Annotated in this window: 20 protein-coding genes; 9 read left to right on the top strand and 11 right to left on the bottom strand. The window is 46.2% G+C overall.

The annotated features are described in order from the left end of the window. Positions 1-464: 464 nt before the first annotated feature. On the top strand, positions 465-2,351 hold the full coding sequence (locus tag K7P01_RS09340) for a hypothetical protein (RefSeq protein WP_267292151.1): 1,887 nt from the start codon (positions 465-467) through the stop codon (positions 2,349-2,351). 24 nt (positions 2,352-2,375) lie between these two features. Here K7P01_RS09340 and K7P01_RS09345 read toward each other — a convergent pair whose 3' ends face one another. The 11 genes from K7P01_RS09345 to K7P01_RS09395 all read right to left on the bottom strand — a co-directional run bounded on the left by K7P01_RS09345 (position 2,376) and on the right by K7P01_RS09395 (position 11,913). Next, on the bottom strand, positions 2,376-2,903 hold the full coding sequence (locus K7P01_RS09345) for a hypothetical protein (RefSeq protein ID WP_267292153.1): 528 nt from the start codon (positions 2,901-2,903) through the stop codon (positions 2,376-2,378). A 207-nt stretch (positions 2,904-3,110) separates the two neighbouring features. After that, on the bottom strand, positions 3,111-3,326 hold the full coding sequence (locus tag K7P01_RS09350) for a hypothetical protein (protein WP_267292155.1): 216 nt from the start codon (positions 3,324-3,326) through the stop codon (positions 3,111-3,113). An 85-nt stretch (positions 3,327-3,411) separates the two neighbouring features. Further along, positions 3,412-3,666, bottom strand: coding sequence for an L-histidine N(alpha)-methyltransferase (locus K7P01_RS09355; RefSeq protein WP_267292157.1), 255 nt, complete (start codon positions 3,664-3,666; stop codon positions 3,412-3,414). Positions 3,667-3,678: 12 nt separating this feature from the next. Then, positions 3,679-4,647: a zinc-binding alcohol dehydrogenase family protein gene (locus K7P01_RS09360; protein ID WP_267292159.1), complete on the bottom strand. Its 969-nt coding sequence runs from the start codon at positions 4,645-4,647 to the stop codon at positions 3,679-3,681. A 67-nt stretch (positions 4,648-4,714) separates the two neighbouring features. Continuing rightward, a complete protein-coding gene (locus tag K7P01_RS09365; RefSeq protein WP_267292161.1) occupies positions 4,715-5,098 on the bottom strand; it encodes a YybH family protein in 384 nt (127 codons plus the stop codon). Between the two features lie 132 nt (positions 5,099-5,230). Continuing rightward, positions 5,231-5,863: a Crp/Fnr family transcriptional regulator gene (locus K7P01_RS09370; protein WP_267292163.1), complete on the bottom strand. Its 633-nt coding sequence runs from the start codon at positions 5,861-5,863 to the stop codon at positions 5,231-5,233. Positions 5,864-6,049: 186 nt separating this feature from the next. After that, positions 6,050-6,412 carry a nuclear transport factor 2 family protein gene (locus tag K7P01_RS09375; RefSeq protein ID WP_267292165.1) on the bottom strand — a complete coding sequence of 121 codons (363 nt, stop codon included), beginning with the start codon at positions 6,410-6,412 and terminating at the stop codon, positions 6,050-6,052. Between the two features lie 569 nt (positions 6,413-6,981). Continuing rightward, positions 6,982-8,784, bottom strand: coding sequence for an amidohydrolase (locus tag K7P01_RS09380; protein WP_267292167.1), 1,803 nt, complete (start codon positions 8,782-8,784; stop codon positions 6,982-6,984). A gap of 116 nt (positions 8,785-8,900) precedes the next feature. Next, positions 8,901-10,268, bottom strand: coding sequence for an alginate export family protein (locus K7P01_RS09385; protein ID WP_267292169.1), 1,368 nt, complete (start codon positions 10,266-10,268; stop codon positions 8,901-8,903). 241 nt (positions 10,269-10,509) lie between these two features. Continuing rightward, complete coding sequence (locus tag K7P01_RS09390) at positions 10,510-10,812, bottom strand: GNAT family N-acetyltransferase (RefSeq protein ID WP_267292171.1); 303 nt, start codon at positions 10,810-10,812, stop codon at positions 10,510-10,512. A gap of 516 nt (positions 10,813-11,328) precedes the next feature. After that, positions 11,329-11,913 (bottom strand): Crp/Fnr family transcriptional regulator, encoded by a 585-nt coding sequence (locus K7P01_RS09395; RefSeq protein WP_267292173.1) that lies wholly within the window; start codon positions 11,911-11,913, stop codon positions 11,329-11,331. 438 nt (positions 11,914-12,351) lie between these two features. Between K7P01_RS09395 and K7P01_RS09400 the strand changes: the two genes are divergently transcribed. The 8 genes from K7P01_RS09400 (at position 12,352) to K7P01_RS09435 (ending at position 21,771) form a co-directional block, all read left to right on the top strand. Then, positions 12,352-13,005, top strand: a complete 654-nt coding sequence (locus K7P01_RS09400; RefSeq protein ID WP_267292175.1) for a hydrolase — start codon at positions 12,352-12,354, stop codon at positions 13,003-13,005. A 79-nt stretch (positions 13,006-13,084) separates the two neighbouring features. Next, positions 13,085-14,143: an LLM class flavin-dependent oxidoreductase gene (locus tag K7P01_RS09405; RefSeq protein ID WP_267292177.1), complete on the top strand. Its 1,059-nt coding sequence runs from the start codon at positions 13,085-13,087 to the stop codon at positions 14,141-14,143. Between the two features lie 561 nt (positions 14,144-14,704). Beyond that, positions 14,705-15,514: a lipopolysaccharide kinase InaA family protein gene (locus K7P01_RS09410; protein WP_267292179.1), complete on the top strand. Its 810-nt coding sequence runs from the start codon at positions 14,705-14,707 to the stop codon at positions 15,512-15,514. Positions 15,515-15,712: 198 nt separating this feature from the next. After that, positions 15,713-18,064: a TonB-dependent receptor gene (locus K7P01_RS09415; RefSeq protein ID WP_267292181.1), complete on the top strand. Its 2,352-nt coding sequence runs from the start codon at positions 15,713-15,715 to the stop codon at positions 18,062-18,064. Between the two features lie 24 nt (positions 18,065-18,088). After that, positions 18,089-18,868 (top strand): SDR family oxidoreductase, encoded by a 780-nt coding sequence (locus K7P01_RS09420; RefSeq protein WP_267292183.1) that lies wholly within the window; start codon positions 18,089-18,091, stop codon positions 18,866-18,868. A 22-nt stretch (positions 18,869-18,890) separates the two neighbouring features. Beyond that, a complete protein-coding gene (locus K7P01_RS09425; protein WP_267292185.1) occupies positions 18,891-20,174 on the top strand; it encodes an MFS transporter in 1,284 nt (427 codons plus the stop codon). Continuing rightward, positions 20,164-21,069, top strand: coding sequence for a helix-turn-helix domain-containing protein (locus tag K7P01_RS09430; protein WP_267292187.1), 906 nt, complete (start codon positions 20,164-20,166; stop codon positions 21,067-21,069). The genes K7P01_RS09425 and K7P01_RS09430 overlap by 11 nt, the downstream gene beginning before the upstream one ends. A 276-nt stretch (positions 21,070-21,345) precedes the next feature. Next, positions 21,346-21,771: a DUF1801 domain-containing protein gene (locus K7P01_RS09435; protein WP_267292189.1), complete on the top strand. Its 426-nt coding sequence runs from the start codon at positions 21,346-21,348 to the stop codon at positions 21,769-21,771. Positions 21,772-21,826 lie beyond the last annotated feature (55 nt).

Here is a 21,826-nt window from a genome sequence, read left to right on the forward strand (position 1 = left end):
TGATTATCAGATCCTTAAACCGGCAAGCTGTTTTAAATCAAATAGGAAGCGGTTCGAGAATTGTACAGGGAGGGCGACTATAGGGTAATCAAACGCAATCGGAACCCTCAAATCATGTGAATTAAGGAGTTTTTCGTTTTTATACCCTCAAACAAGCACTTCTAAACTCAAGTCTCTGTGTCCACTTTGTGTCCATGACATACCGAGCGGCCGAGCAAAAGGCACGCGCGAAGACACCCGCACGGCAAACAGTATCAGAAGGCAGAAATTACCGCCGAGGCCATCCGTGATTTGTTCTGTGGCATCAAGCCAAAAGAGCGGTCCCTACACTCTCGATAACTTGTGCGAACGATGCCGTTCCTGCTACTATAATAAATGCAAACAATTATTCTCTTCATGGGCTTAATATTTTGTGTATATTCCCCATATAAAACCGATATGGTTGCCGTATAAACTCAGAATGTATGCATTCGCACGTTGATAAAAGCCAGGAGAATAAAAGTCATAGGGTAATATATAATCAATCAACCGGAGGCAGCGGTGCCGGCACAGCGCTTCACATACAAGATAACCGCACGGAGGCGGTTGCACAGCGTAAGCTCCAGGCTTTGGCCAATCAATATTCCAACACGCAAGACCAAACGCTTCGCCGAAAACCAAGCACCACTGGGTTACTCGATCCTCTGAAGTTGAAAGATTCAACCGTGAGTGACGAAACGGTGACGCAGCGCTATGCGATCGAAAGAGAACCCGCACTGAAACGCTTATATTCCGTATCAGACGACCGGGAGATGATCACCGGGATGGGAACTCCGAATCATGAATTGTATATCGGTAACCACGGATTGCTTGCGCAGATTCATGCGGCTACAGAGGCTAGTATGCTAGACTTTTCAATTGATGGTACGCATAAGTTGTTCAAGAAGCCGTACGAAAAAGTAAAGGTAGGTTTTAAACGATACCAGTTTACAACACCTCCCGAAGGGAAGGAGAAAACGAAGACGCATTCTGTTGATCTGGACGAAGAATATAATTCTAAAATTGTACCAGGTATAAAACGGTTAACGCAGGAGAAGTTTGATGCGGTGATGGGTAAGGTGGATAAGACGCCGTGGAAAAAGGATTTTAAGAATATTCAGGCGCCATTGAACAGACTTGTCAGAAGCCTGGAATTGTTCAAGAAGCTGGTGATTGCCAATCAGGCCAAAGAAACTTACCAGGACGAGGGAACAACGATGGAAGCCCCGTACCTCTTTATCCACACGATAGAAAACCAGATCTACAGCAAGGCGGCCCTTAAAGATGATATCCTGGCAACCGACGATATGTTGGAGGCATTAACCGGTGAAATCAAACATACCATGGGCGATGATAAGTACCTGATGGATGTATTATCCGATTGTATACAGTTTGCCGGTGCGCTGGGTAAGGCAATCCCCCAAGGTATTCCGGTAGACCTGATCTTGATTCATTCGGCAAGCTATCAGCAAGCGATGTGGCGGTCTATGAAGGAAGGGACGCCGATGTTTTATCGGGCATGCGACGTGATGGCAGCTACGGTAATGGGCAACCGCGTTATTCCTCAGAATGAGGATCAGCTCAAAATATATGTGGCGGGCGGCAACTCGGGAGCCTTTCACTATGCGGCAAAAATACTGGCGTCAGGAAAAGATTGGGTAAGCCTGGAAAGCTTTGCCGCCGGCGAGCGGGAAAGGGAGATTCTTGGCGTGGACGACGAGAACTTTCTGATGAATATAGAGCGCTCCTGGCAATACATGATGTACGGTTCCAGGAACAAGGAAGGGAAGAGCAGTCGCCAGGAAGACAATGCATTTGAACTCTATACCAAGCTGCGCTATTATCTGAAAGGGATAAAACAACCGGGTGGGTTCCGAAGCCCGCAACGCGACCGACTTCACAGCACTATTCCCAAAGATGCTTTTGTGGGCATTGCCGACCTGGATGCTGAAGGCTCCGAGAAACTCTGGTGGCGACTCAAGATCAACAATTTTTTCAACGAACACGGCAAAATAACGAACCCCAAAATGCTGCAGGAAATGTTTGTGGAGATATTCGTGCCCATGGCGCTGAAAGAATATACCCCCGCCATTACTCAGAAACTTATTACGCTATACCAAACCCCCAGCTCCAACCAACGCCACATACAAGCCCCACCGAGCAACGAGGTGATGAATATTACAGCCTGGCTCCGGTTTGCAGGAATATCCAGAGACGAGGTCGAACATTTTATAATGCACTATGGCACTCATTTGTTTAAGCACAGCGGCAAGCCCCGCAATGTTTACAATGATGCGTTGAAAGATTTGATGCTGAGATTAGAAAAAATATGAAAGAACAGTTCGTACATAAAAAGCCTATTTTGAAATTTTCAGGTCGCTAAAATAGCCCTCGGTGCCAATGTCAACAAATAGCCCAATTGCCCCCGACGCCTCTGAGCCCAACTTCAGATCGTTGACTATGAGGGAAGGCTCCTTATTCTCATTTAAATATAATTTTGCTTGACTCCCGCTAACTACAATCCGCATTTTTATCCACTCGTTCAGACCCATGTCCGCGTAAGACTCATATTTCTCCGGAAACTCCTTCCGCAGTCGAAAAAACTTGAAATCCGGATAAGAGAAGTATTGTACCGAATGATTTCTCCTGATCTGATCATCTGCTCTCCCGTTAGTAGGCCTGATATAGATAGACTCAAATTTTGAATTTGTCTCATTAATTCGGAAAGCCAAACCTATAAATCCTCTTGCATCAGCCGGCGCATCAGGGCGCAACTTACTCAACACGTTTACTTCAATCGTCCCATCCTTAAAGCTCGATCCCGCTACTTTTACAAAGGTCGGTTCATCAGCTCCTTGGACAGCAGAATCCTTTACCACCAGCACTACGTCCTTTCCCCATTTTCTGTGCGAACATCGTAACTCCAACTGCTTGGAGTCGATCCCCTTTTAAGGGAATGGTCTGCGCCGCGGCGGTTAAACCTAGAATACTGAGAAGCACAGACAATGGAAGAATTAATCGTCTTTCTTCACACACGATATTTAGAATATCAAGCCACAGCTTTTTCATATAAATCAAGTTGGTTTCGTTTTTCATTTTGAAAATAACCCAGCACCTAAATCTGCCCCTAAAGTACCCGATTTCAAATGAAGGTAGTTGCGCTTGGTCAAATCCTCCTCAATTTCAACGCTTCCGTCTTTAAGAAATACCACATTTTCGCCGCGAGTTAACTTTTTTTCATCGGCTTTCACACCAAAGTCTTTCGCTCCGCCCCCTTTGTGAACAAGCTCTTTATAGCCGATAACCATGGAATTTGAGAGTTTGTACGCGTTCCTTTCGTCCTTATGAAGAACCCAAAAGATGTTGGTATTAGCAACTACATTATTGTAATACTTAAAATCTAGCGCAGCAAACCATGACCAGCTGGTTTGCCTGGCTTTGAAAGATCTCCAGCTCGCATCTCGTCAGGTAATAATCAGGACATTCCATAATACGTTGAAACAGCTCATCGCCGTTCTTATCATAGAAATACTTCGAACTCAACCGCTTTGGCATCAACGATAGGCCGGACAAGACGTCGATGCGGAATTTATCCAGATCGTCCGTTGAAGCGGCTTCAATGTTTGAATCATATTTTGTATCCTTCAATGCTTTTCTGGTTTACGGTATAACAACAATCTTTCCAGACGCTCTATTACTCTCCATCAACTCATGCGCCTGCGCAATTTCGTCAAGCGAGAACACTTGACTAACGTTTAGGCGGACCCGCCCAGCCTCGACATCTGTAATGAAATCCTGAAAATGATTGGGACTTACTATTACCTGTCCACTATCATAGACTGTAAGTTTTACAGTGGAGGGAATGTCATCCATAGGAGCGAAGTCCGAAAATGACCATTGCTCTGAAAGCATTCCGGTCATGCAAACCGTACCGCCGGTCCTCACACATTGCAGAGAGTCCTTCAGTGAAGACGTACCAATCAATTCTAATACTTTATCAACACCGTGTGAAAATCTTGCTCTAATCTTTGACGCCAGTTGTCCGTCATCTATCAGAACTTCGTCGACACCGTTTTGCCTGAGTACTGTTTCTTTATCAACGCTCCGCGTGGTTGCAACCACCGTCAACCCAAAATTCCTTGCCAGCTGTGTTGCCAGCATTCCTATTGAGGACGTTCCTCCCCTTATCAAAATTATCTCGCCTCTGACAATATTCAACGCCAAATGCAGTGAGCCGAACACAGTCTGAAACATCTCTGGAAATGCGCCAAGCTGTTCCCATGGCAGGTGACTCGTAAACGGAAAGACAATCCGCTTTGGAAGAACTGTATATTCCGCATAGCTTCCATCGTACTGCCGGCCCATTTCCCCCATCAGCGCGGCCACTTGCTGACCTTTTGGAAATTCACCTGTAGGATCATCCACCACTTCACCAACACATTCAATACCCAGCACCCTGGGAAATTTCACACTGGGCGATAAACCTCTCCGGGTCATCACTTCCGACCTGTTTAGCCCGAATGCCTTTACCTTTACGAGAACGGTTCCGCTTTCGACAATCGGTATTGATCTCTCTTCAATAACAAAATTTTGAGGACTGCCTGGCTGGTATATGACTGCTGCTTTCATTGTTAATTTTAAAATTCGTTTTAACAAAACAACGTTGGCGCTCCTGCCAACTGCAACGCCACCGTGGCTATTTTATATCGTTAAAAATGTATCGATAAATTTTCCATGCGGCCGCCTTTTTACGAAGAATGAACAAGTCGCGGGTAGTTTTGGTTAGTAGCTTGCCATCTGCCGCAGTGCTGTTAGCCGTTGCGACTGAGTCCACAAATGCATAGTCGCCATCAATGGATATACGCTCAGTTTGAAAATCAATCTTAAAGTTTGACCTCCGCAAAAACTCACCGGAAACCTGATCTAATTGTTCTTTTTTTATGGTTTTATAACCATTCGGAAGGATGGCACCGTCAGTCGCATAATAGCCTCCTATCGCGCTTGCATTGCCGGAATTCAATGTATCCGCATAACCTCGAATCAGTGCTGTGACTGCGGTTATTTCATTTTGTGTGTTCATATCTGTTATTCGTTTATCCGTTCCTGAAACCGAATTAACTAACGCTAATGTTTCAAACGGTACAAAATTGAACACTTTGGGCCGCACGGCCCTATAAAGAAGTTTAATAAATAACCTTAACCTACATTAAGATTAAGACCGCCTCTTGGTTGAAATCGTTTTCCGGACCTTGCTTAAGAATTCAGGGGTAACGCCCAGGTAAGATGCAATCTGGGTAGATGGCAGCCGGCTTGAAAGGTGTGGGTATTGCTCAATGAAGAAAATATAACGTTCTTCCGCTGTTGAGCTTATATTTTGAAGTACGCGATTTTGGAGCTCTACGTACTTATTTTCAATTATCACCCGAAAGTTTCTGTTAAACTTAAGTGATTCCGCATATAATTTCAGAAGATCTTTCTTCTCAATCTGCAAAATCTTTGCAGGCTCTATCGCCTCGATAAAAAGTCTACTTGGTTTCTCAGAAAAGAAACTCCCGATGTCGCTAATCCAGTCGTTCTCTGCAGCGAACTGGATATTATGCTCCCCACCTTTCTTGTCGACACTGAACATCCTGAAACAGCCGGCGACCACAAATGTATAATGTTTACAGATATCGTCTTCCTGGAGAATGAATTGCCTCTTTCGTATTGTTCTCTGCCGTGCAATGAACCTTATCTCATCTTTCTCGTGCTGCTTTAAAGGCAGAATTTCTTTAAAGGAATCAAACAAACTCTTCAACGCTTCTTCAGAAGCAACTTCCGATTTTTTATCAAGTGCAGCCCTCATCGTCTCACAGTAAAAAGACGGCACGTAGGCTGTCTTTAATCAAATTTGCGCAAAAAAAAAGGCCGAAACAAACCCTCAAAAGCAGCTTTTTGCTTACCCGCTTACAATGGCAATAGATGTACATTGTCAAGGGTATTTAATTCGGTCTCCATTTCCGGTGAACGCTGCTGTGGTAAGAGTGGAGCGTTAATGGTCATAGCTGATCACGCGCGCTATCTTCCAGTTTCCGTTTGTATTCTTCCAAATATGAACGAATTTAAACGTACCATCTAGTTTTTCCTCTTGTCCTGTTTCTGCATAATAAAAACGATGACTTCCGATTTGAATAGCGCCGAAATCGTGGATTGGAAAAACCTCAAGGCTACCTTTCACTAGTTCTCTTCTAACCTTCAGCTCCTTGTTATTGCATCTTTGAAGTATTGAGTTAACGTTTTGAGCATAGTTTGTAAAGCCACCCGCATCATGATAGAATTCGAGATCTTCTGTGAATAATGACCTGGACGTATTGACGTCACATGTGTTAAAGGCATGAAATAAAATACTGTCCATACTTGCTATTTTTTTTTGTCAACGCCTGTATTGATAAACTCTGACTGCTTTGCCCGCTTACCTGATTAGGGTGTAGTAACGTAGTGAGTACAATAAATAAGATCGCAATGGAGATAGCTCTTAGTTTCATGTGTCTAGTAGTTGGTTTGTACAGTCTGGTAATCAATTGACGTGCCGTTAAATATCTCGTACAAACGCCTTAATCAGGATGTTTTTATCCTTAATATGTTCAAGAATGAACTACAAGTGTCCACTAACAGGTGGTTATGCTCGTGAGCTGTTTTAAATCAATCGGGAAGTGGTCCGAAAATTGTACAGGGAGGGCGACTTTAAGGCCGCAGCAAACGGTGGGGCTTTTTTGTTTTACCAAAGAAGCATTCACTGAATCACCGTAGCAAAGTTATGAACCATATCAAGTATACTTGCTGCTATACCCGGTAAAAGGAAACCATCCCGGTCCATTTGAGAACCTTTATGATTTTCCTTTCGCCGGGAATTGTTATATATAATTAAGGAATATGGATTACACAACTAAAAATCGGTCGGCCTGAACTGTGCGCGGATTATATTTATTTTCCAAAATGGTAGCCGCCAAAATATTTTACGGGCGACCAGGAGGGTAGCGGATCCGCAATCTTTGGTGAAAGGTCACTGAATTCATCTGAACCGTATACCACTCTTCCACCCACGATGGTCAGCACAGATGTCAGGTTCTTGATCTGGTCGTCGGGCACAGAAAAATAGTCATCACTCAGGAGCACAAAGTCTGCAAGATTTCCGGGTGCGATGCGCCCTTTGTCGTTTTCCTGATATTCGAACCAGGCGGCGCCGATGGTGTATAATCGCAGGGCTTCTTCACGTGTCAGGCGGTTATCTTCAGCCAGAATGACATTACCGGAAATGGCTTTGCCCGTTACGGCCCAGCTGATCCCGATCCAGGGATTACCCGGAGATACGCGGAACGCGTCGGATGTCAGCGACAACGGAATGCCGCTTTCCATCAGGGCTCTGAACCTTGGCGTGTACAAAGCTTTTTCTTTGCCATGGGTCTTTGCGAATGCTTCTCCGTGCAGCGCCATTTTAGCATCAAGTGCGATACCGCCGCCTAACCTTTTCACCCTTGCGATATTTTCGTTACTGATCGTCTCTGCGTGTTCTATACTCCAACGCATGCCATCCAGTGGTGTAGTCTTGACCACTTTTTCGATTGCATCCAGAAAGGGCGTAAGGTTTTCATTGTACGTTATGTGGATACGGAACGGGATTCTCTTTTGTATAAGTTTGCGCACATCTTCTTCCGCATATTGCCTCATTTTTTCCTCCGGAATAATCACCGTGGGTCTGTCGAAATTCTCATGGTCATGGGTCTCGGCACGAAGCACCTCACCGGTCCCTTCATACTCGTAGCCATGCTCCAGGGTCGGGTGCAGATTTTGGCCAGGACTCAAAGGTGCTATCTTCGTGATCCTCTCGATCTCAGTATCTACCCAATTTTTTTTAGGATCATAACTGAACCCGAGGTCAGCGAACGGAAAACGGATATTCAGTCTGTTCTCTTTAATGAGCGTTTGAAGGGGTGCATGACCTTCTGGGTAACCAATGAGGCTGGAGTTGTCAATGACAGAAGTCATCCCAAAACGGTTTAGGTCTTTGATAAGATATTCAAGCGAGCTGACCTGTTCCTCCGGTGTCGCTGTCGGCAACATGGCATCCATTGCCAGAAATACGAATGTATAACCTTCTATCACTCCCGTATAATTGCCTTTTTTGTCCTTTTGAAGTTCAGTGCCGGGCAGCATGGGGAATTTTGACGTGCCGAGCCCAAAGAATTCGATTGCCGGCTTGTTGAGCCATACCCTGTTGTAAGCATACTGAACATAAAGAGGCTTGTTTGGCACGGCTTTGTTCAATTCTTCAATGGTCGGGTAACGTTGTTCCTTAAATTGGTAGGGAGACCATGCGCCGTGCACCTTTACCCAATGGCCTTCCGGTGTTCTCGCCGCTTGCTCGGTCAGCATTTCAAGTGCCCGTTTAAGCGTTGGCACATTGTCCCATCGTACCTTATGCGTAAAATTCTTTTCGTTCAGCGGGTGCATATGCGAATCTTCCAGTCCGGGGATCAGTCGTCTGCCGTCGGCATCGATCAGGCGCGTGTGTGCGTCTTTAAGAGCAAGGATCTCGTCATCGTTGCCAACGGCGTAGATCCTGCCGGATCTCACAGCAAGTGCCGATGCCTGCGACTGTGCTGCCGTCAGGGTCGTGATCTTGGCATGATAAACGATCAGGTCCGCACCGGCTGATGGAGTTCCGGTTTGCGCATGTGATTCTAAACCGATAAATGCAGCTATGAGCAATGCTATAGTTTTTTTCATAAATGTATCTTAGTGATGTAAATAATCTGCTGTTTAAACATTATATCTGTAATCCTGGACAGTTAGGAACAGCTTTCAAACACCGTACGTACGCTTTACAGATAAAAGGCTAATACTCAAAATTTGAACGCCAATTGTGAAGCGACGAAGAATCCATTCTTGTGCTGATGGATGATATCGTCTATATAGTCTCCCGTATCGAAATACTGCGCGCCGAATATGTAATTCAGATAGGGATTGATGTTCCAAATGACCATGGTCATATACGTTGTGCCGATATACCTCCTGGCCGAACCTGAGGAAGACAGGTTGAATGCGCCGCTTGGGCGATATATACCGTCCTCAAGCGACTGTCGCCAATAACAGACCATTTCCAGGGACAGGCGTACATTTCCGGCCGGATTCCAGGCCACACTGGGGTGGAGGGACATTAGGTTAGCCGGCCCGGCCTGCGGATACACACCGAAATAACCACCGTTGGGATACAGCCCGTTCATCGTACCTAATCTACCGTCACCTTTCTTACCATCACCCGATACCAGATCGCTCCGAAGATTCAGCGTTGGTGAGCCCTTCAGGTTTCCAAACTTGTAGCCAATATCGGCAGAGCCACCCCAGGCGCGAATTTTACCCTTGCCGAACGACCCGAACTGGTAACTCGTTTCTAAATTATACAGTAACCCGCCGCCTAAATTCCAGAACCGCGCAACGACGGTATGTCGCAATTCATCGGCGATACCCTCGTCAAAGCTGGCATCAGCCCGGCGGATCCCGAGATAAGACATATCAATATTGACCTTGTTCGCTGCATACCAAGTACTATAAACTCCCCATAGACTGGCCTTACGGCTTACCGGGTTGTCAAACATTCCGGTCTTTATCCCGCCGTTGGCCATCACAAAGCCGTCCACCTTCAGTTTGGCAGAACTGTAAGCCACCTTAACACCGTCAAAATACAGCCGGAGATTAGGGCCTTCCTGAACATCGATGAGGCGGCCGCTGCCATATTGCAGTTCCTGCCTGCCCAACCGCACGGTTATCTTCTCGGTCTGCCCCTTGTAAGCAATAAGATCCACAAACAGATTCTGCACGCTCAACTGATCTTCGTCTATCAGGCGGGGGCCTGTTTTCCTGCCGTTCTCCAACCCGCTACGCAGCTGACCGAAGATGCGCACGCGTTCACCTACATGCAGATCGGCGTGTAGCTGATACCGTTGCAGGAGAAAAACCTGTATGCCAACGCCCCTGCCGCCCCAGTCCTCATTCTGCGCGCGGTCGCCCTCAAGGCGGGCCTCGCCGCCAAAAGAAAGAAAGGTGCGGCCGCTTTTAGAGAGGGGCAAGTATTTCAGGCGGTGATATAAAGTACGTGCACTGTCCTTTAATGCCGAGTAGTCCTCATCATAACGCAACAGCCTGAAATTTTGGGCATGCGAAAATTTCGCCAACATGAACAGACTTATAAGTAGTACAGTTTTTAATTTCATCAACCGTGCATTTTAGTAATTGATCTCCCGATCCGTTTTCGTTGGGCGTTTCCGTTTCGGCAATCACCGTTCTGGCCGCCCCGAATTCTGAGGTGACCTTGATATTTTTTTTCAGAATTTTCGGACAGTTCTCCGCCAAGCGGATCAGTCGCTGTTACAGTTCCGGATCTACAACTTCCGGAATGGCTATGCGGCGTTCAATGTGCCAGTGATCCCTTAGCAGGATGGTCCGATATGTATTTCATTGATGCCAGTCTTTACTCCACACATCTTCATATTCTGTGGGATGGCGCTGGAACTGCGCGTTCACATACGGGCAAAGCGGAACGACCTTCAGATTTTTTTCCCTGGCGTAGCGGACTAGCTCGGCAAGCAGCAATTTCGCAAACCCTCGGCCGTCAAACGCCGGGTCAACCTCGGTATGGAATACCGCCAGCCTGCCACCCGTCATGGCCAGGCTCATTTTACCTATTTGTACCTCATCCGAAAAGAGCTGGACCTCACCATGGACATGCCCTGTAAAAACAACTTTTGTACTTTCCATTATTTGCGTTTATAGATCATGTTCGGTTTTCCTTTGATCCTAATGCACCGTGTATTTCCATGTCGTTCAGATCTATTTTGCAGCTTTATAGAACAGACTTCAAATGGGGATACAGATTCCGCGTGTTGCATGACGATCGTTATACGTTGCCACACAAATTTCTGCAACCGGAATGCATCAGGAAGATGATGTTTGTATAAAAAAGAAGTAGACAAATGTCTACTGTTTTACGTGAGAGAAGGATTAAGACTGTATTAATGTAACGCGTGCTGGCATTTGACACGGTCAACGCATCATTTTATGGATACCTGGTTAAGAAGCTATTACATACTTGTGAAACCGACTGGCGAGCGATAGCGTTCTATAATTCCGTATTACGCTTATCTGCAGTAAAGATTATGGCGGATCTTACGTGCCGGTTGTTGGCCATGATGTTACGTTCGTCGAGCTTGTTCGTTATTCGGCGATAGGCAGAAAAGCATTTTCTGCGGCTTACAGACAAAAAATAACACTGTATTATTTTAAATTGTGCTGGCGTTTTACACGGCTTAGCGTGTCCTTATTGACACCGAGATAAGAAGCAATGACATGCTGAGGAAAACGATCAGCAAGCTCGGGATAGCATTCAACAAATTCGGTATAACGCTTTTCTGCAGTGAAGCTTATTGCAGACGTGAGGCGTCGGTTGTTGGCCATGATGTTACGTTCGTCGAGCTTGTTCATCATTTGACGAAAGACAGGAAGCTTTTTCTGCAACTCGTTAGCGTTATCTAAAGTCATGCAAAGCAGTTCGCAATGCTCCAAAGCATCGATATGGTATCGGCTTGGCGTCACATTTATAAAACTTTCACGGTCGCCCATCCACCAATCTTCAATCCCAAGCCTCACAATATGTTCCAGGCCCTTATCATCTACGAAGTACATGCGCATCGCGCCCTTTACAATAAATGCAAATTTTTTACAAATCTCTCCGGCCTGTAACGAGTATTGTCTTTTCCTTAATCTGACGGGCGTAAAGTTCTGCCTTATCAATGCCTTGTCGCCGTGTGTAAGTGGTTCAGCGCTAAATTTTTTCAGATAATTAAAATAAGCTTCGTACATATAAGCTTTACGTATCTCTTAAAATAGTATGCATTTTTTCCGGCCCAATATACGATTAACTGAAATTGATTGTCAATTCCGTTGCGGTAGCGATGCTATAATCAATTGATCCCCTGTATAGTTAAACAAATAGATTCGATATCCGACCGTATCCTTAGCGGAAATTTATAGACAAATGTCTACGTTATTTTGCGACAAATATCTTCTTTTCAATTTATCAGGTTTGTGACATTTGTCCTTTCTACATCAAGCAAGCTAGTGTAAAAACAGGGCCAGGTATAGTTGAACGCAATACCGCAACGTCAGAGAATTCGTCTATACATCATTGTCGGCCTGCCGGGTATGATCTGCCAATGGTCGGGCTTTCAACGAAAAGCTGAAGGTCTCCCCTTGCTTTTGCAACTCATTTTTCAATTTTCAATCGTAAACAATCAAAACATGTCAAACAATCAAAAAAAAGGCCTCGATGCCCTGTTGCGTCCGGAAGATAGTATCGTTGTACTGATCGATCACCAGCCATTCCAGTTCACTAACCTGAACAGCCACGAGCCTACTATGATCATTAACGCTGTTGCAGGCCTTTCAAAAGCCGCAAAGATTTTTAATGTGCCAACCATTCTGACCACGGTGCTCGAGGAACGCGGCGGGTTGATCATCAAACAAATCCAGGATGTATTTCCGGAGCAAAAACCCATCAACCGTACCTGGATCAATACCTGGCAGGACCCTGCTGTTACCGATGTTGTTGCAAAAAGCGGCCGCAAGCAGCTGATCATTGCCGGTTTATGGACTGAGATATGCGTGGCTATGCCTGCCATCCAGGCAGCAGCTGAAGGCTATGACGTATTTGTTGTAACCGACGCCTGCGGGTCATCTTCTGTGGAAGCGCACGATATGGCTGTACGCCGCATGGAGCAGCATGGTATTACGCCAATTAACTGGCTCGCGGTTGTATCGGAATGGCAGCGCGATTGGGCGCGTCTTGATACAGTTGCCCAGCTAGCCGGTTTGATGATCGAGCATACCGGAGCGACCGGCGTAGCGTACGCATGGGAACAGCAGTTATTAAATACCCCTGTACCGGCACAATAATCAGAACCACCGGCAAAGGCGACATCCCGATCATTTCAGGATGTCGCTTTTACGACCATAAAGAACAAAAGATAATAGGATGGAAATAGGTATAGACAGTTTCGCCTCGGCAATGTACGGCAGCAGCGAACTGAATAGTGTCGATGCGATGGAGCAGCTGCTGGATAGAATAGTTGCGTCCGATGAAGCCGGGCTGGATGTTTTCGGCATCGGCGAACATCATAAAAAAGAGTTTCTGGATTCCGTTCCGGCGGTGATCCTGGCAGCTGCGGCAGCCAGAACTAAAAGGATCCGGCTGATGAGCGCGGTGACTGTACTGAGCACATCAGACCCTGTCCGGGTGTTCCAGCAATTCGCAACGCTGGATATCATTTCTAAAGGCCGTGCAGATATCATCGCCGGCCGTGGTTCTGCAATCGAAGCGTTCCCCTTGTTCGGATTCAACCTGAATGATTATGACGCGCTGTTCAAGGAGAAATTAAAGTTGCTGATACAGATCAGGGACGAGGAGTTCGTTACCTGGTCGGGAAAGTTCAGGCCCGCATTACATAACCAGCCGGTCTATCCGCGCCCCGTGCAAAAGAAGTTACCGGTGTGGGTTGGTGTCGGCGGAACGGCACAATCATTTGTGCGTGCTGGTATGCTGGGGCTTCCCTTAATGGTAGCCGTCATCGGCGGCGAGACCGAGAGCTTTAGGCCACTGGTCGATCTTTACAGGAAGTCCGGCAAAGAGGCTGGTTTTAAGCCGGAAGAATTGAAGGTAGGGCTGCATTCGCCGGGCTACGTAGGCGATACCGATCAGTCGGCGATCGCAGATTATTATCCGGGTTACGTAGAGAACTGGACGAAAGCAGGCCGGGAACGCGGCTGGCCGCCGGTTACCAAAGCTCAATTCGATGCAGGTGTTTCGCCAAAAGGTGTCCTGGTAGTCGGAGGGCCAGAAACGGTGGCTGAAAAGCTGAAAAGGCATAGTGAAGCACTCGGCGGCGTCGACCTGTTTACGTTCCAAATGGACATTGCCGGCCTGACACACCAGCAGTTAATGCGGTCTATCCAGTTGATCGGCAGCAAGGTTATCCCATTGGTCAATCAAAATATCGGGAGGCAGTCTCCACCCAAATGTTTACCCAAACTTTAAGGGTATAGAAGTCTTTTCTTTTATCACCTCGAACAGAGTCAAAAACAACCGGGCCCATCTACAAATATTGCCTTATGATTAAGCCGGCCGTTAAGCGAATTCGTCCACACAAAAGCTATATATCCATACACTAGCCGGTCAGATTTATAGACATCCATTACCAGAAGTCAGGCCAATTACCTTATCTGCAGCACATTCCATCTATATCGCCAGCAGATTAGACTACAACAAAATGGGATTTGGTTACTTTTTCGTCCCGGGCAACTTGCAATTTTGAACAGTACAAACGAAGCAAGGCCTAAAGAGCGTGGATATTTTTTTCAAAGTATGGGCTCGGGTTATCGCTATCTCAAAATTAGATAGTGGATACATGAATGTCTCTCACCCCTCACATTTGCGCTCATCACGATTCTCACATCTTAGCACAAGGTGTTCACGATTTAACCAAGATAGAAGGGACGTTGAAGGGTTCGTTCCAGCGCCCGTCGCACTGACGCCAGGCGGGCACTTCTTCTTGGCTTTCCTATGTCTATCCGTGGATATAATGCAAATATCATAGTAATGAAAATTGAAGGCTACGACATAAAAATCAGAATACATCCTCGCTTCAGGGATATTGCAGACTATGTGCAAAGGGTACATGCAGTTTTTCCTTCGCTGACCTATATCATCCAAAACAAACGCAATGATATACGTCTCGACAACATAGATGGGCACCGTCTGGTGATCAAATCCTTCAAAGGTATGTACTTACCTAACCGGCTGGCCTATTCACTATTTCGAAAATCAAAAGCCCAACGATCTTTTGAAACGTCCTTGCGTCTGCAATCATTGTCGTTCCATACGCCGATGCCGGTAGCCTATATCGACTATTACAAGTTGGGAATACTTCAGGCGAGTTACTTTATTTCGTTGCACCAAAACCACAAAGATCTTCAAAACGCTCTTTCCTGCCATTCATTATCGCATGGATTGGCAAAACTGTTTGCTGGTTTTGCTTTTCAACTGCATCAGGCCGGCGTTTGTCATGATGATTTCTCAAAAGGCAACATCCTATGCGTTGTGGATGGGAACAGAATATATTTTTCCTTGATTGATCTTAATCGCGTCAAATTCCGCCGCGTACACTACAGGGCCGGCCTCCGAAGTCTGTCAAAGCTTGGCATCCGGCAAGACGATTTTGAGGATGTGCTCAGGATGTATACACGGTTGTGGGGTCGATCCTTTAGCGATGCACGTCAGTTTATCCAGCGTGTCCGCGATCAGAGGACCAACACCCGCAAAGTGAAACGATTTTTCAAGCGCATCTTTTTTTCCGGAAGGCTGGCGGTCCTTGATCGCAACGAAGTTAATACCCCGCGAAGCGTATAGACATGGCAATACGCCAAGCAAAGTGCTGCTTTCTGTAGACCGAGCACCGTACCCACGACAACGAAAGCAGATCCGACTACAACAAAATCAGATGTGACTAAATCCGCCGCTTAAATATATCCGAGTTTTGGATAGCAAAATACACGAATACACATGCTCAAAAGGAAGAACACACTAACAATCACACTAATCTTTGTCATGATTAGTACTTTATCGGTCGCGCAGTCAACCGGAAATCTAAAAGGTAGAATTATTGAGCAATCCACGAAACAGCCCGTTGTCGGGGCAAACGTGCTGCTGGACAATACGCAATCAGGAGCAGTATCCGATACTGCCGGGATATTTTCGATCGTGAATATTCCAATCGGAACGTACTCGGTTACCATTTCGATGATGGGTTATCAAACGAAAAATATTACGGAGATTACGATTTCTCCGAGCAAAACATATTATTCAGAAATCGAGCTCTTGGATGGCGTCGGGCAACTGGATGAAGTTACCGTAGTTTCTTTCAAAGGCGAGAATAATCCGTTAACGCCTGTCTCATCCTATTCATTTTCCAGAGAGGAAATTTTTCGTAATCCCGGCTCCCAGGGAGATATTATGCGTGCGCTTTCTGTGTTGCCGGGTGTGGTCAGCAGCGGAGCGCAATTTTCGGCTATTGCCGCCAGAGGACAGGGTACGCAGGACAACGTTTACATGGTAGATGACATTCCGATGTTCAACCTATCCCATTTGGAGGCCGAAGGTTTTGCTTCCGGCTTCAACGACCCCAACGGTGGCCGGTTCAGTATTTTTGCGCCGCGAATTATTGACAATGTACAGTTCCAAAACGGAGGTTTTGACGCCGTGTATGGTAGAAAGTCTTCATCGTATCTGAGTCTTGGAATCAAGGAAGGCAATAAGGAATCGTGGTCCGTAAGCGGTCAATTCGACTTACTGGGGCCGACCATCATTGCGGACGGTCCGGTGTCAAGAAAAACAAGTTTGTTTGCTTCCGCGCGGTATCAGAATTTCGCCGCGCTGCAGAACATCCTGGATATCCAGAATACCAGTGCAGTAAGCTTTGGCGACTACCTTCTCAAAACTACTACACAGCTAAACACGAAGAACAAGATTTCCGTGGTGGCCCTGTATAACCCCGAAAGTACAAGTCGAGGCATAGACGATATCAACCCGGATACCGATCTTAATGAGGACAACAGCGCTGGCACCGTACTTTGGAATCATCGCGGAAGCAAAGCCATGCTGGGCGTCAATTTACAAACACTGACCAGCACCGACAGCTACTGGAAGAATGTCCTGTATTACCGATCGTCCACCGTAGACAATAATTTTGGAAGATTCACACCATCGCTCAATTCGGAAGGCCTGATCCTTGATCCATCGTACGGAAGATACGAAGACGATCTCAGGACGATTAAAAACAACCAACAAGAAATCGGCTACCGCTCGATTTACACAAAACACTACGATAAACTCACTGTTACGGGTGGCATAGATGCCATGATACTGAACCTCGATTATGAGCGAAACCTTGGTCGTGTTGATACGATCTACACATTCCGAAGCACCGATTTCAGGCCGAGTCCATCGCAATATTATCAGGTACTGGACCCTGATCGTTTTAATTCCCGCTACGAAAACAGTGCCTTTAGCGGTTCAGCATACGTAACATTTTCGTGGAGAATTTCACAGCGATTTACGCTGAACCCCGGCGTACGCTATGATTATACAGGTTTTGCCGAACAGCATACTGTGTCGCCCCGGTTGAGTGGAGCCGTTGAGTTGAATGACAAGCACAGCATCAATTTCGCAACAGGTGTTTATTACCAGGACCCAGCGTATTCCGACATCGGGGGGCAGCGCGAAGATAATAAACTAAAAAACAGCAGGACAATACAATCCATTTTGGGGTATAAGCTTCAATTTTCACCCGACCTGAAACTGGTGGTGGAAGGCTGGCACAAGCAATTCGACGATCTCATTGTTCAACCCAACCGGGTGGAGAGTTTTTTGATGAACACCGGAGACGGTTATGCCTACGGCGCCGACGTCAGCTTGGTTAAACGATTATCCCGAAAATATTATGGTCAGGTCGGGTACTCGTATATGGTCAGTAACCGCGACGACAATAACAACCTCGGAGAATATGATTACATATTCAATACACCACATACCATTAACCTCCTGTTGAGCTACAAACCAAACGACAAGTGGATCTTCTCCGGAAAATTCCGCTATAGCACAGGCCGTCCTACCGACGAGTATATTGTTCACCCCGACGTTCTTAATAACCCGGATAAGCTTCGATATGGGCAGGAAATAACATCGATCAATGGCGATAGACTTCCCGACTATGTGAGCTTGGATGTGAGAGTTGACTACTACGTTCCGATGAAAAGGGGCACATTCTCCGCCTTTCTCGATTTGGTTAACATTTCCAACAGATTCAACGTCAACTCAGAGATCTTTTTACCGGAGACAGGTCGGGCTTTCAACTTAGGACTGGGTGTATTCCCCACGTTCGGGGTACGGGTAGAGCTTTAGTTTCCCATCTGAATGTCACATAAAATGAAATTAACCGACAACACAATTTTAATAACAGGCGGAACAAGTGGCTTTGGCTTTGAGTTCGCATCACGGCTTATTACCCTTGGAAATACCGTGATTATCACCGGCAGAAATGCGCTGAAACTTGAGGAGACAAAACGCAAGCTTCCCGCGGTGCATGCAATACAGAGCGATGTACGTAACCCCGATGACATCGTCAATCTGTATGAACAGGTCACGCACGAATTTCCGAAACTCAATATTTTGATCAACAATGCAGGAGAGATGCGAAAGCTAAGCGTCCACCACGAGCACAAGCTGGATGAGATCAGCCGTGAAATAGAGATTAACCTGATAGGACCGATACGGATGATACAGGAATTCCTGCCACATTTGAAAAAACAGAAAAACGCTGCCATCATCAATGTGACATCAGGCATCGCGCTGATGCCGTTCGCTATAGCGCCTATTTATAGTGCCAGTAAATCAGGGCTTCGCTCCTACACCCAGGCTTTAAGGATTCAATTGAAGAATACCGCTATCAAAGTCATTGAACTGGTCGCGCCTGGTTCTTCCACGCCCTTGAACGATAAGTTCAGAAATGAGGTCGGCTTCAATCCGAACCGACTGATGGCGCCGGAAAAGGTTGTCGATGAGGGCATCCAGGGAATCATGAATGATAAGGATGAAATCTTTCCGGGCTTTTCAAAAGTGGCCCGTGTTATGAGCCGGCTGGCGCCAAGATTTCTGGTTTCGCAAGCCGGCAAGATTGGCGCGTCTTTTATATACGGAAAACAATAGTTATTTACTTCAATTATTTTGTATGAAAACGTTCGCTGCGAATAAACAAGTCTGGTTGTACGGCTGGCGCAGAACGGCATTATTGACTGCGCTTCTGTTTGTAAGTATTTTTAGCCAAATAGGCCGGATATTACCATTTATTCTGGCAGAGTCCATCAAGAAGGATCTTCAACTCAGTGACACAGAACTCGGGTTAATCATGGGGGTAGCATTTTCAATTTGTTATTCACTGGCCTCTTTGCCACTCGCCCGATTAGCGGACCACGGGTGGGCCAGAAGAATTCTGCTAGGGTGTGTTTTACTTTGGAGCGCAATGACGAGTCTCGGCGGGCTGGCAACGGGATTGGTGACACTGGCACTGTCCAGGCTCGGTGTTGCCCTTGGCGAAGCCGGCGGAACACCTGCGAGTCATGCTTTGATCGCGCAGCGAATTGCACCCCACGTCCGCGGCCGCGCCATCGGCTTGTTTGCCATGGGCATCCCATTGGGTACAATGCTTGGGTTTGCCATTGGCGGGCGCGCAAGTGATACGATCGGCTGGCGCAATGCGCTCTTCCTTGCAGGCGCTTTCGGGTTGATCGTGGCTATTTTGGTGGTGCTGTTAATCGGCAAAACCAGTGAGGTAAGAAAACATACCCGTAGCGATGAAAACTTTTTCGTTTCAAGCAGGGCTTTGTTATCAAAGCCGGCATTCGTCTGGATGTTTTTGGCGGCCAACCTGCTGGGATTTGCATCGGCCCCTTTCTACACGTTCGGCGCTCCGTTTTTAATGAGAACACACGGACTTACTGCAAGCGAAGTGGGCATTTCATTTGGACTTTTACAGGGATTGATGGGGATCATCGGCACGCTCCTGGGAGGACGAATTTTTGACAACGCCGTTAACCGCCGTTCCAACAGGCTACTGGATCCGCCGGCTGTCGCTTTCAGCGTAGCAGCCATCACTACCCTGCTGGCGTTGTTTGTACCGGTAAGCTGGGTATCTATTGCACTATTTGTTCCCGGTATGTTTTCGTTTGCCTTCTTGCTGCCACATGCTTTTGGAGCAGGTCATTTGGTTGCAGGGCCAGGAAAGCAGGCTTTAGCCTCCGGACTGCTGATGTTGGGTTCGGGGCTTTTGCCGGCAGCCTTATCGCCACTTTTGGTGGGAATGATCAGTGACGCGGCTACGGCAGCAAATCATAAAAACGGCTTGCAGTTAGGTATGTTGGTGGTGCCCGTCTTCAGCCTGCTGTCGGGCATCGCCTGCTTTGTCATAAGCAGAAAATTAAGAACGCATTTTAACGAGGTCTCATATGGAGGATAAAAAAATCATCAGAGTAAAAACAATAACGGAAGGCCACCGGATGCAGCAACTTCCGATGCCTGCACATCCGCTGATTAGCATTATTGATGTTGCGGACCTGAAAGGCGCTCCGGGAGTAAGCGTGGTATTGGAGTTTTATACCATCTCCATGAAAAGAAATAGTGACGGCTTCATCTACGGGCACCAACCCTATGACTTTGACGGGGGACTAATGGCATTTATGGCCCCTAACCAGGTTGCACAGGGCAGACAAGGCGGTCCAAACCCTAATATGACAGGCTGGATGCTGTTCGTGCATCCCGATTTATTGTGGAACACACCGCTTGCAACAAAAATTAAAGAGTACGAATACTTCAACTACTCGACAAATGAGGCATTGTTCCTTTCAGAAAAAGAGGAAGCTGTCATCAATGAAATCATTGCGAATATAAAGCATGAATACAATGCGAATATTGACAACTTCAGTCAAACGATCATCATCGCCCATTTGGAAACATTATTCAGCTACGCGGAGCGTTTCTATAATCGCCAATTTATCACACGGAAGAAAGCGAGTCATCAAATCCTGAATCGCTTGGAAAAACTACTTTCGGACTACTTCAATAGTGACGATTTGGTTACCAAGGGGTTGCCGTCTGTGCAATACATCGCAGACAGCCTCAACGTATCGCAGGGCTACCTGAGTAGTTTACTAAAAGTATTGACAGGCCAAAGCACGCAGCAGCACATTCACGAAAAACTAATTGCAAAAGCGAAAGAAAAACTTTCTACGACAAACCTGTCAGTCGGTGAAATTGCATATCAGCTCGGGTTCGAACATCCTCAATCGTTTAGTAAATTTTTCAAAGCAAAAGCAAACGTTTCTCCTTTGGAGTTCAGACAGTCTTTCAATTAAACAAGGGAAATCGTTTAAACATAATCGGCGAGACTGCGAAAGCCGGAATTACGGAAGTAGATATGCAGGAAGCCATTGATGCTTATCGTTGGCGATCACGTGGGTGCGTTTGGATTCCTGAATTCCGTGAGATATATTGGTAACTAATACCTTGCTTTTCAACTTTATTTTTCCATTGGACAGCTTAAATTTCTTCCTCAGCAGCCAGCGAAATATGCATGCACGTTAGTGCCAAGGTTACAGCACGGACAAAGCGACCTTTAATTTACATTCTGTATGAACGTAAAAGGACAAATCAAAGAGTATATTACCAATCAACCTGAACCAAAACGCAGCGACATGCAAGCGTTGCACCGCATCATTCTCGAAATAATGCCAGGATGTAAATTATGGTTCCTGGATGGCAAAAACAGTGAAAATAAAACTGTTTCTAACCCTAACATAGGGTATGGACTTTACACCATAAAATACGCTGATGGAAAAACTAAAGAGTTTTATCAAATTGGTGTCAGTGCAAACACAACCGGAACCTCCGTCTATATCCTCGGTATCAATGATAAGACATACTTAGCCAAAACGTATGGCAAAAAAATAGGTAAGGCGAGTGTAACAGGATATTGCATTAAGTTCAAAACGCTAAAAGATATAAACATCGAAATACTTGAAGCGGCAATACGAGATGGGTTTGAGGCACAGTCCTGATATCGGGAGTATACAACACCGGGCGCAAGACTTGTCCCAACGGAGTTGGCTACTA

Source organism: Parachryseolinea silvisoli (genome assembly GCF_021190955.1).
Classification (GTDB): Bacteria; Bacteroidota; Bacteroidia; order Cytophagales; family Cyclobacteriaceae; genus Ohtaekwangia; species Ohtaekwangia silvisoli.

Coding starts and splice junctions, on each gene's coding strand:
- K7P01_RS09340 (WP_267292151.1), top strand. CDS start 465: ATGCATTCGCACGTTGATAAAAGCCAGGAGAATAAAAGTCATAGGGTA.
- K7P01_RS09350 (WP_267292155.1), bottom strand. CDS start 3,326: ATGGTTATCGGCTATAAAGAGCTTGTTCACAAAGGGGGCGGAGCGAAA.
- K7P01_RS09360 (WP_267292159.1), bottom strand. CDS start 4,647: ATGAAAGCAGCAGTCATATACCAGCCAGGCAGTCCTCAAAATTTTGTT.
- K7P01_RS09365 (WP_267292161.1), bottom strand. CDS start 5,098: ATGAACACACAAAATGAAATAACCGCAGTCACAGCACTGATTCGAGGT.
- K7P01_RS09370 (WP_267292163.1), bottom strand. CDS start 5,863: ATGAGGGCTGCACTTGATAAAAAATCGGAAGTTGCTTCTGAAGAAGCG.
- K7P01_RS09375 (WP_267292165.1), bottom strand. CDS start 6,412: ATGGACAGTATTTTATTTCATGCCTTTAACACATGTGACGTCAATACG.
- K7P01_RS09380 (WP_267292167.1), bottom strand. CDS start 8,784: ATGAAAAAAACTATAGCATTGCTCATAGCTGCATTTATCGGTTTAGAA.
- K7P01_RS09385 (WP_267292169.1), bottom strand. CDS start 10,268: ATGAAATTAAAAACTGTACTACTTATAAGTCTGTTCATGTTGGCGAAA.
- K7P01_RS09390 (WP_267292171.1), bottom strand. CDS start 10,812: ATGGAAAGTACAAAAGTTGTTTTTACAGGGCATGTCCATGGTGAGGTC.
- K7P01_RS09395 (WP_267292173.1), bottom strand. CDS start 11,913: ATGTACGAAGCTTATTTTAATTATCTGAAAAAATTTAGCGCTGAACCA.
- K7P01_RS09400 (WP_267292175.1), top strand. CDS start 12,352: ATGTCAAACAATCAAAAAAAAGGCCTCGATGCCCTGTTGCGTCCGGAA.
- K7P01_RS09405 (WP_267292177.1), top strand. CDS start 13,085: ATGGAAATAGGTATAGACAGTTTCGCCTCGGCAATGTACGGCAGCAGC.
- K7P01_RS09410 (WP_267292179.1), top strand. CDS start 14,705: ATGAAAATTGAAGGCTACGACATAAAAATCAGAATACATCCTCGCTTC.
- K7P01_RS09415 (WP_267292181.1), top strand. CDS start 15,713: ATGATTAGTACTTTATCGGTCGCGCAGTCAACCGGAAATCTAAAAGGT.
- K7P01_RS09420 (WP_267292183.1), top strand. CDS start 18,089: ATGAAATTAACCGACAACACAATTTTAATAACAGGCGGAACAAGTGGC.
- K7P01_RS09425 (WP_267292185.1), top strand. CDS start 18,891: ATGAAAACGTTCGCTGCGAATAAACAAGTCTGGTTGTACGGCTGGCGC.
- K7P01_RS09430 (WP_267292187.1), top strand. CDS start 20,164: ATGGAGGATAAAAAAATCATCAGAGTAAAAACAATAACGGAAGGCCAC.
- K7P01_RS09435 (WP_267292189.1), top strand. CDS start 21,346: ATGAACGTAAAAGGACAAATCAAAGAGTATATTACCAATCAACCTGAA.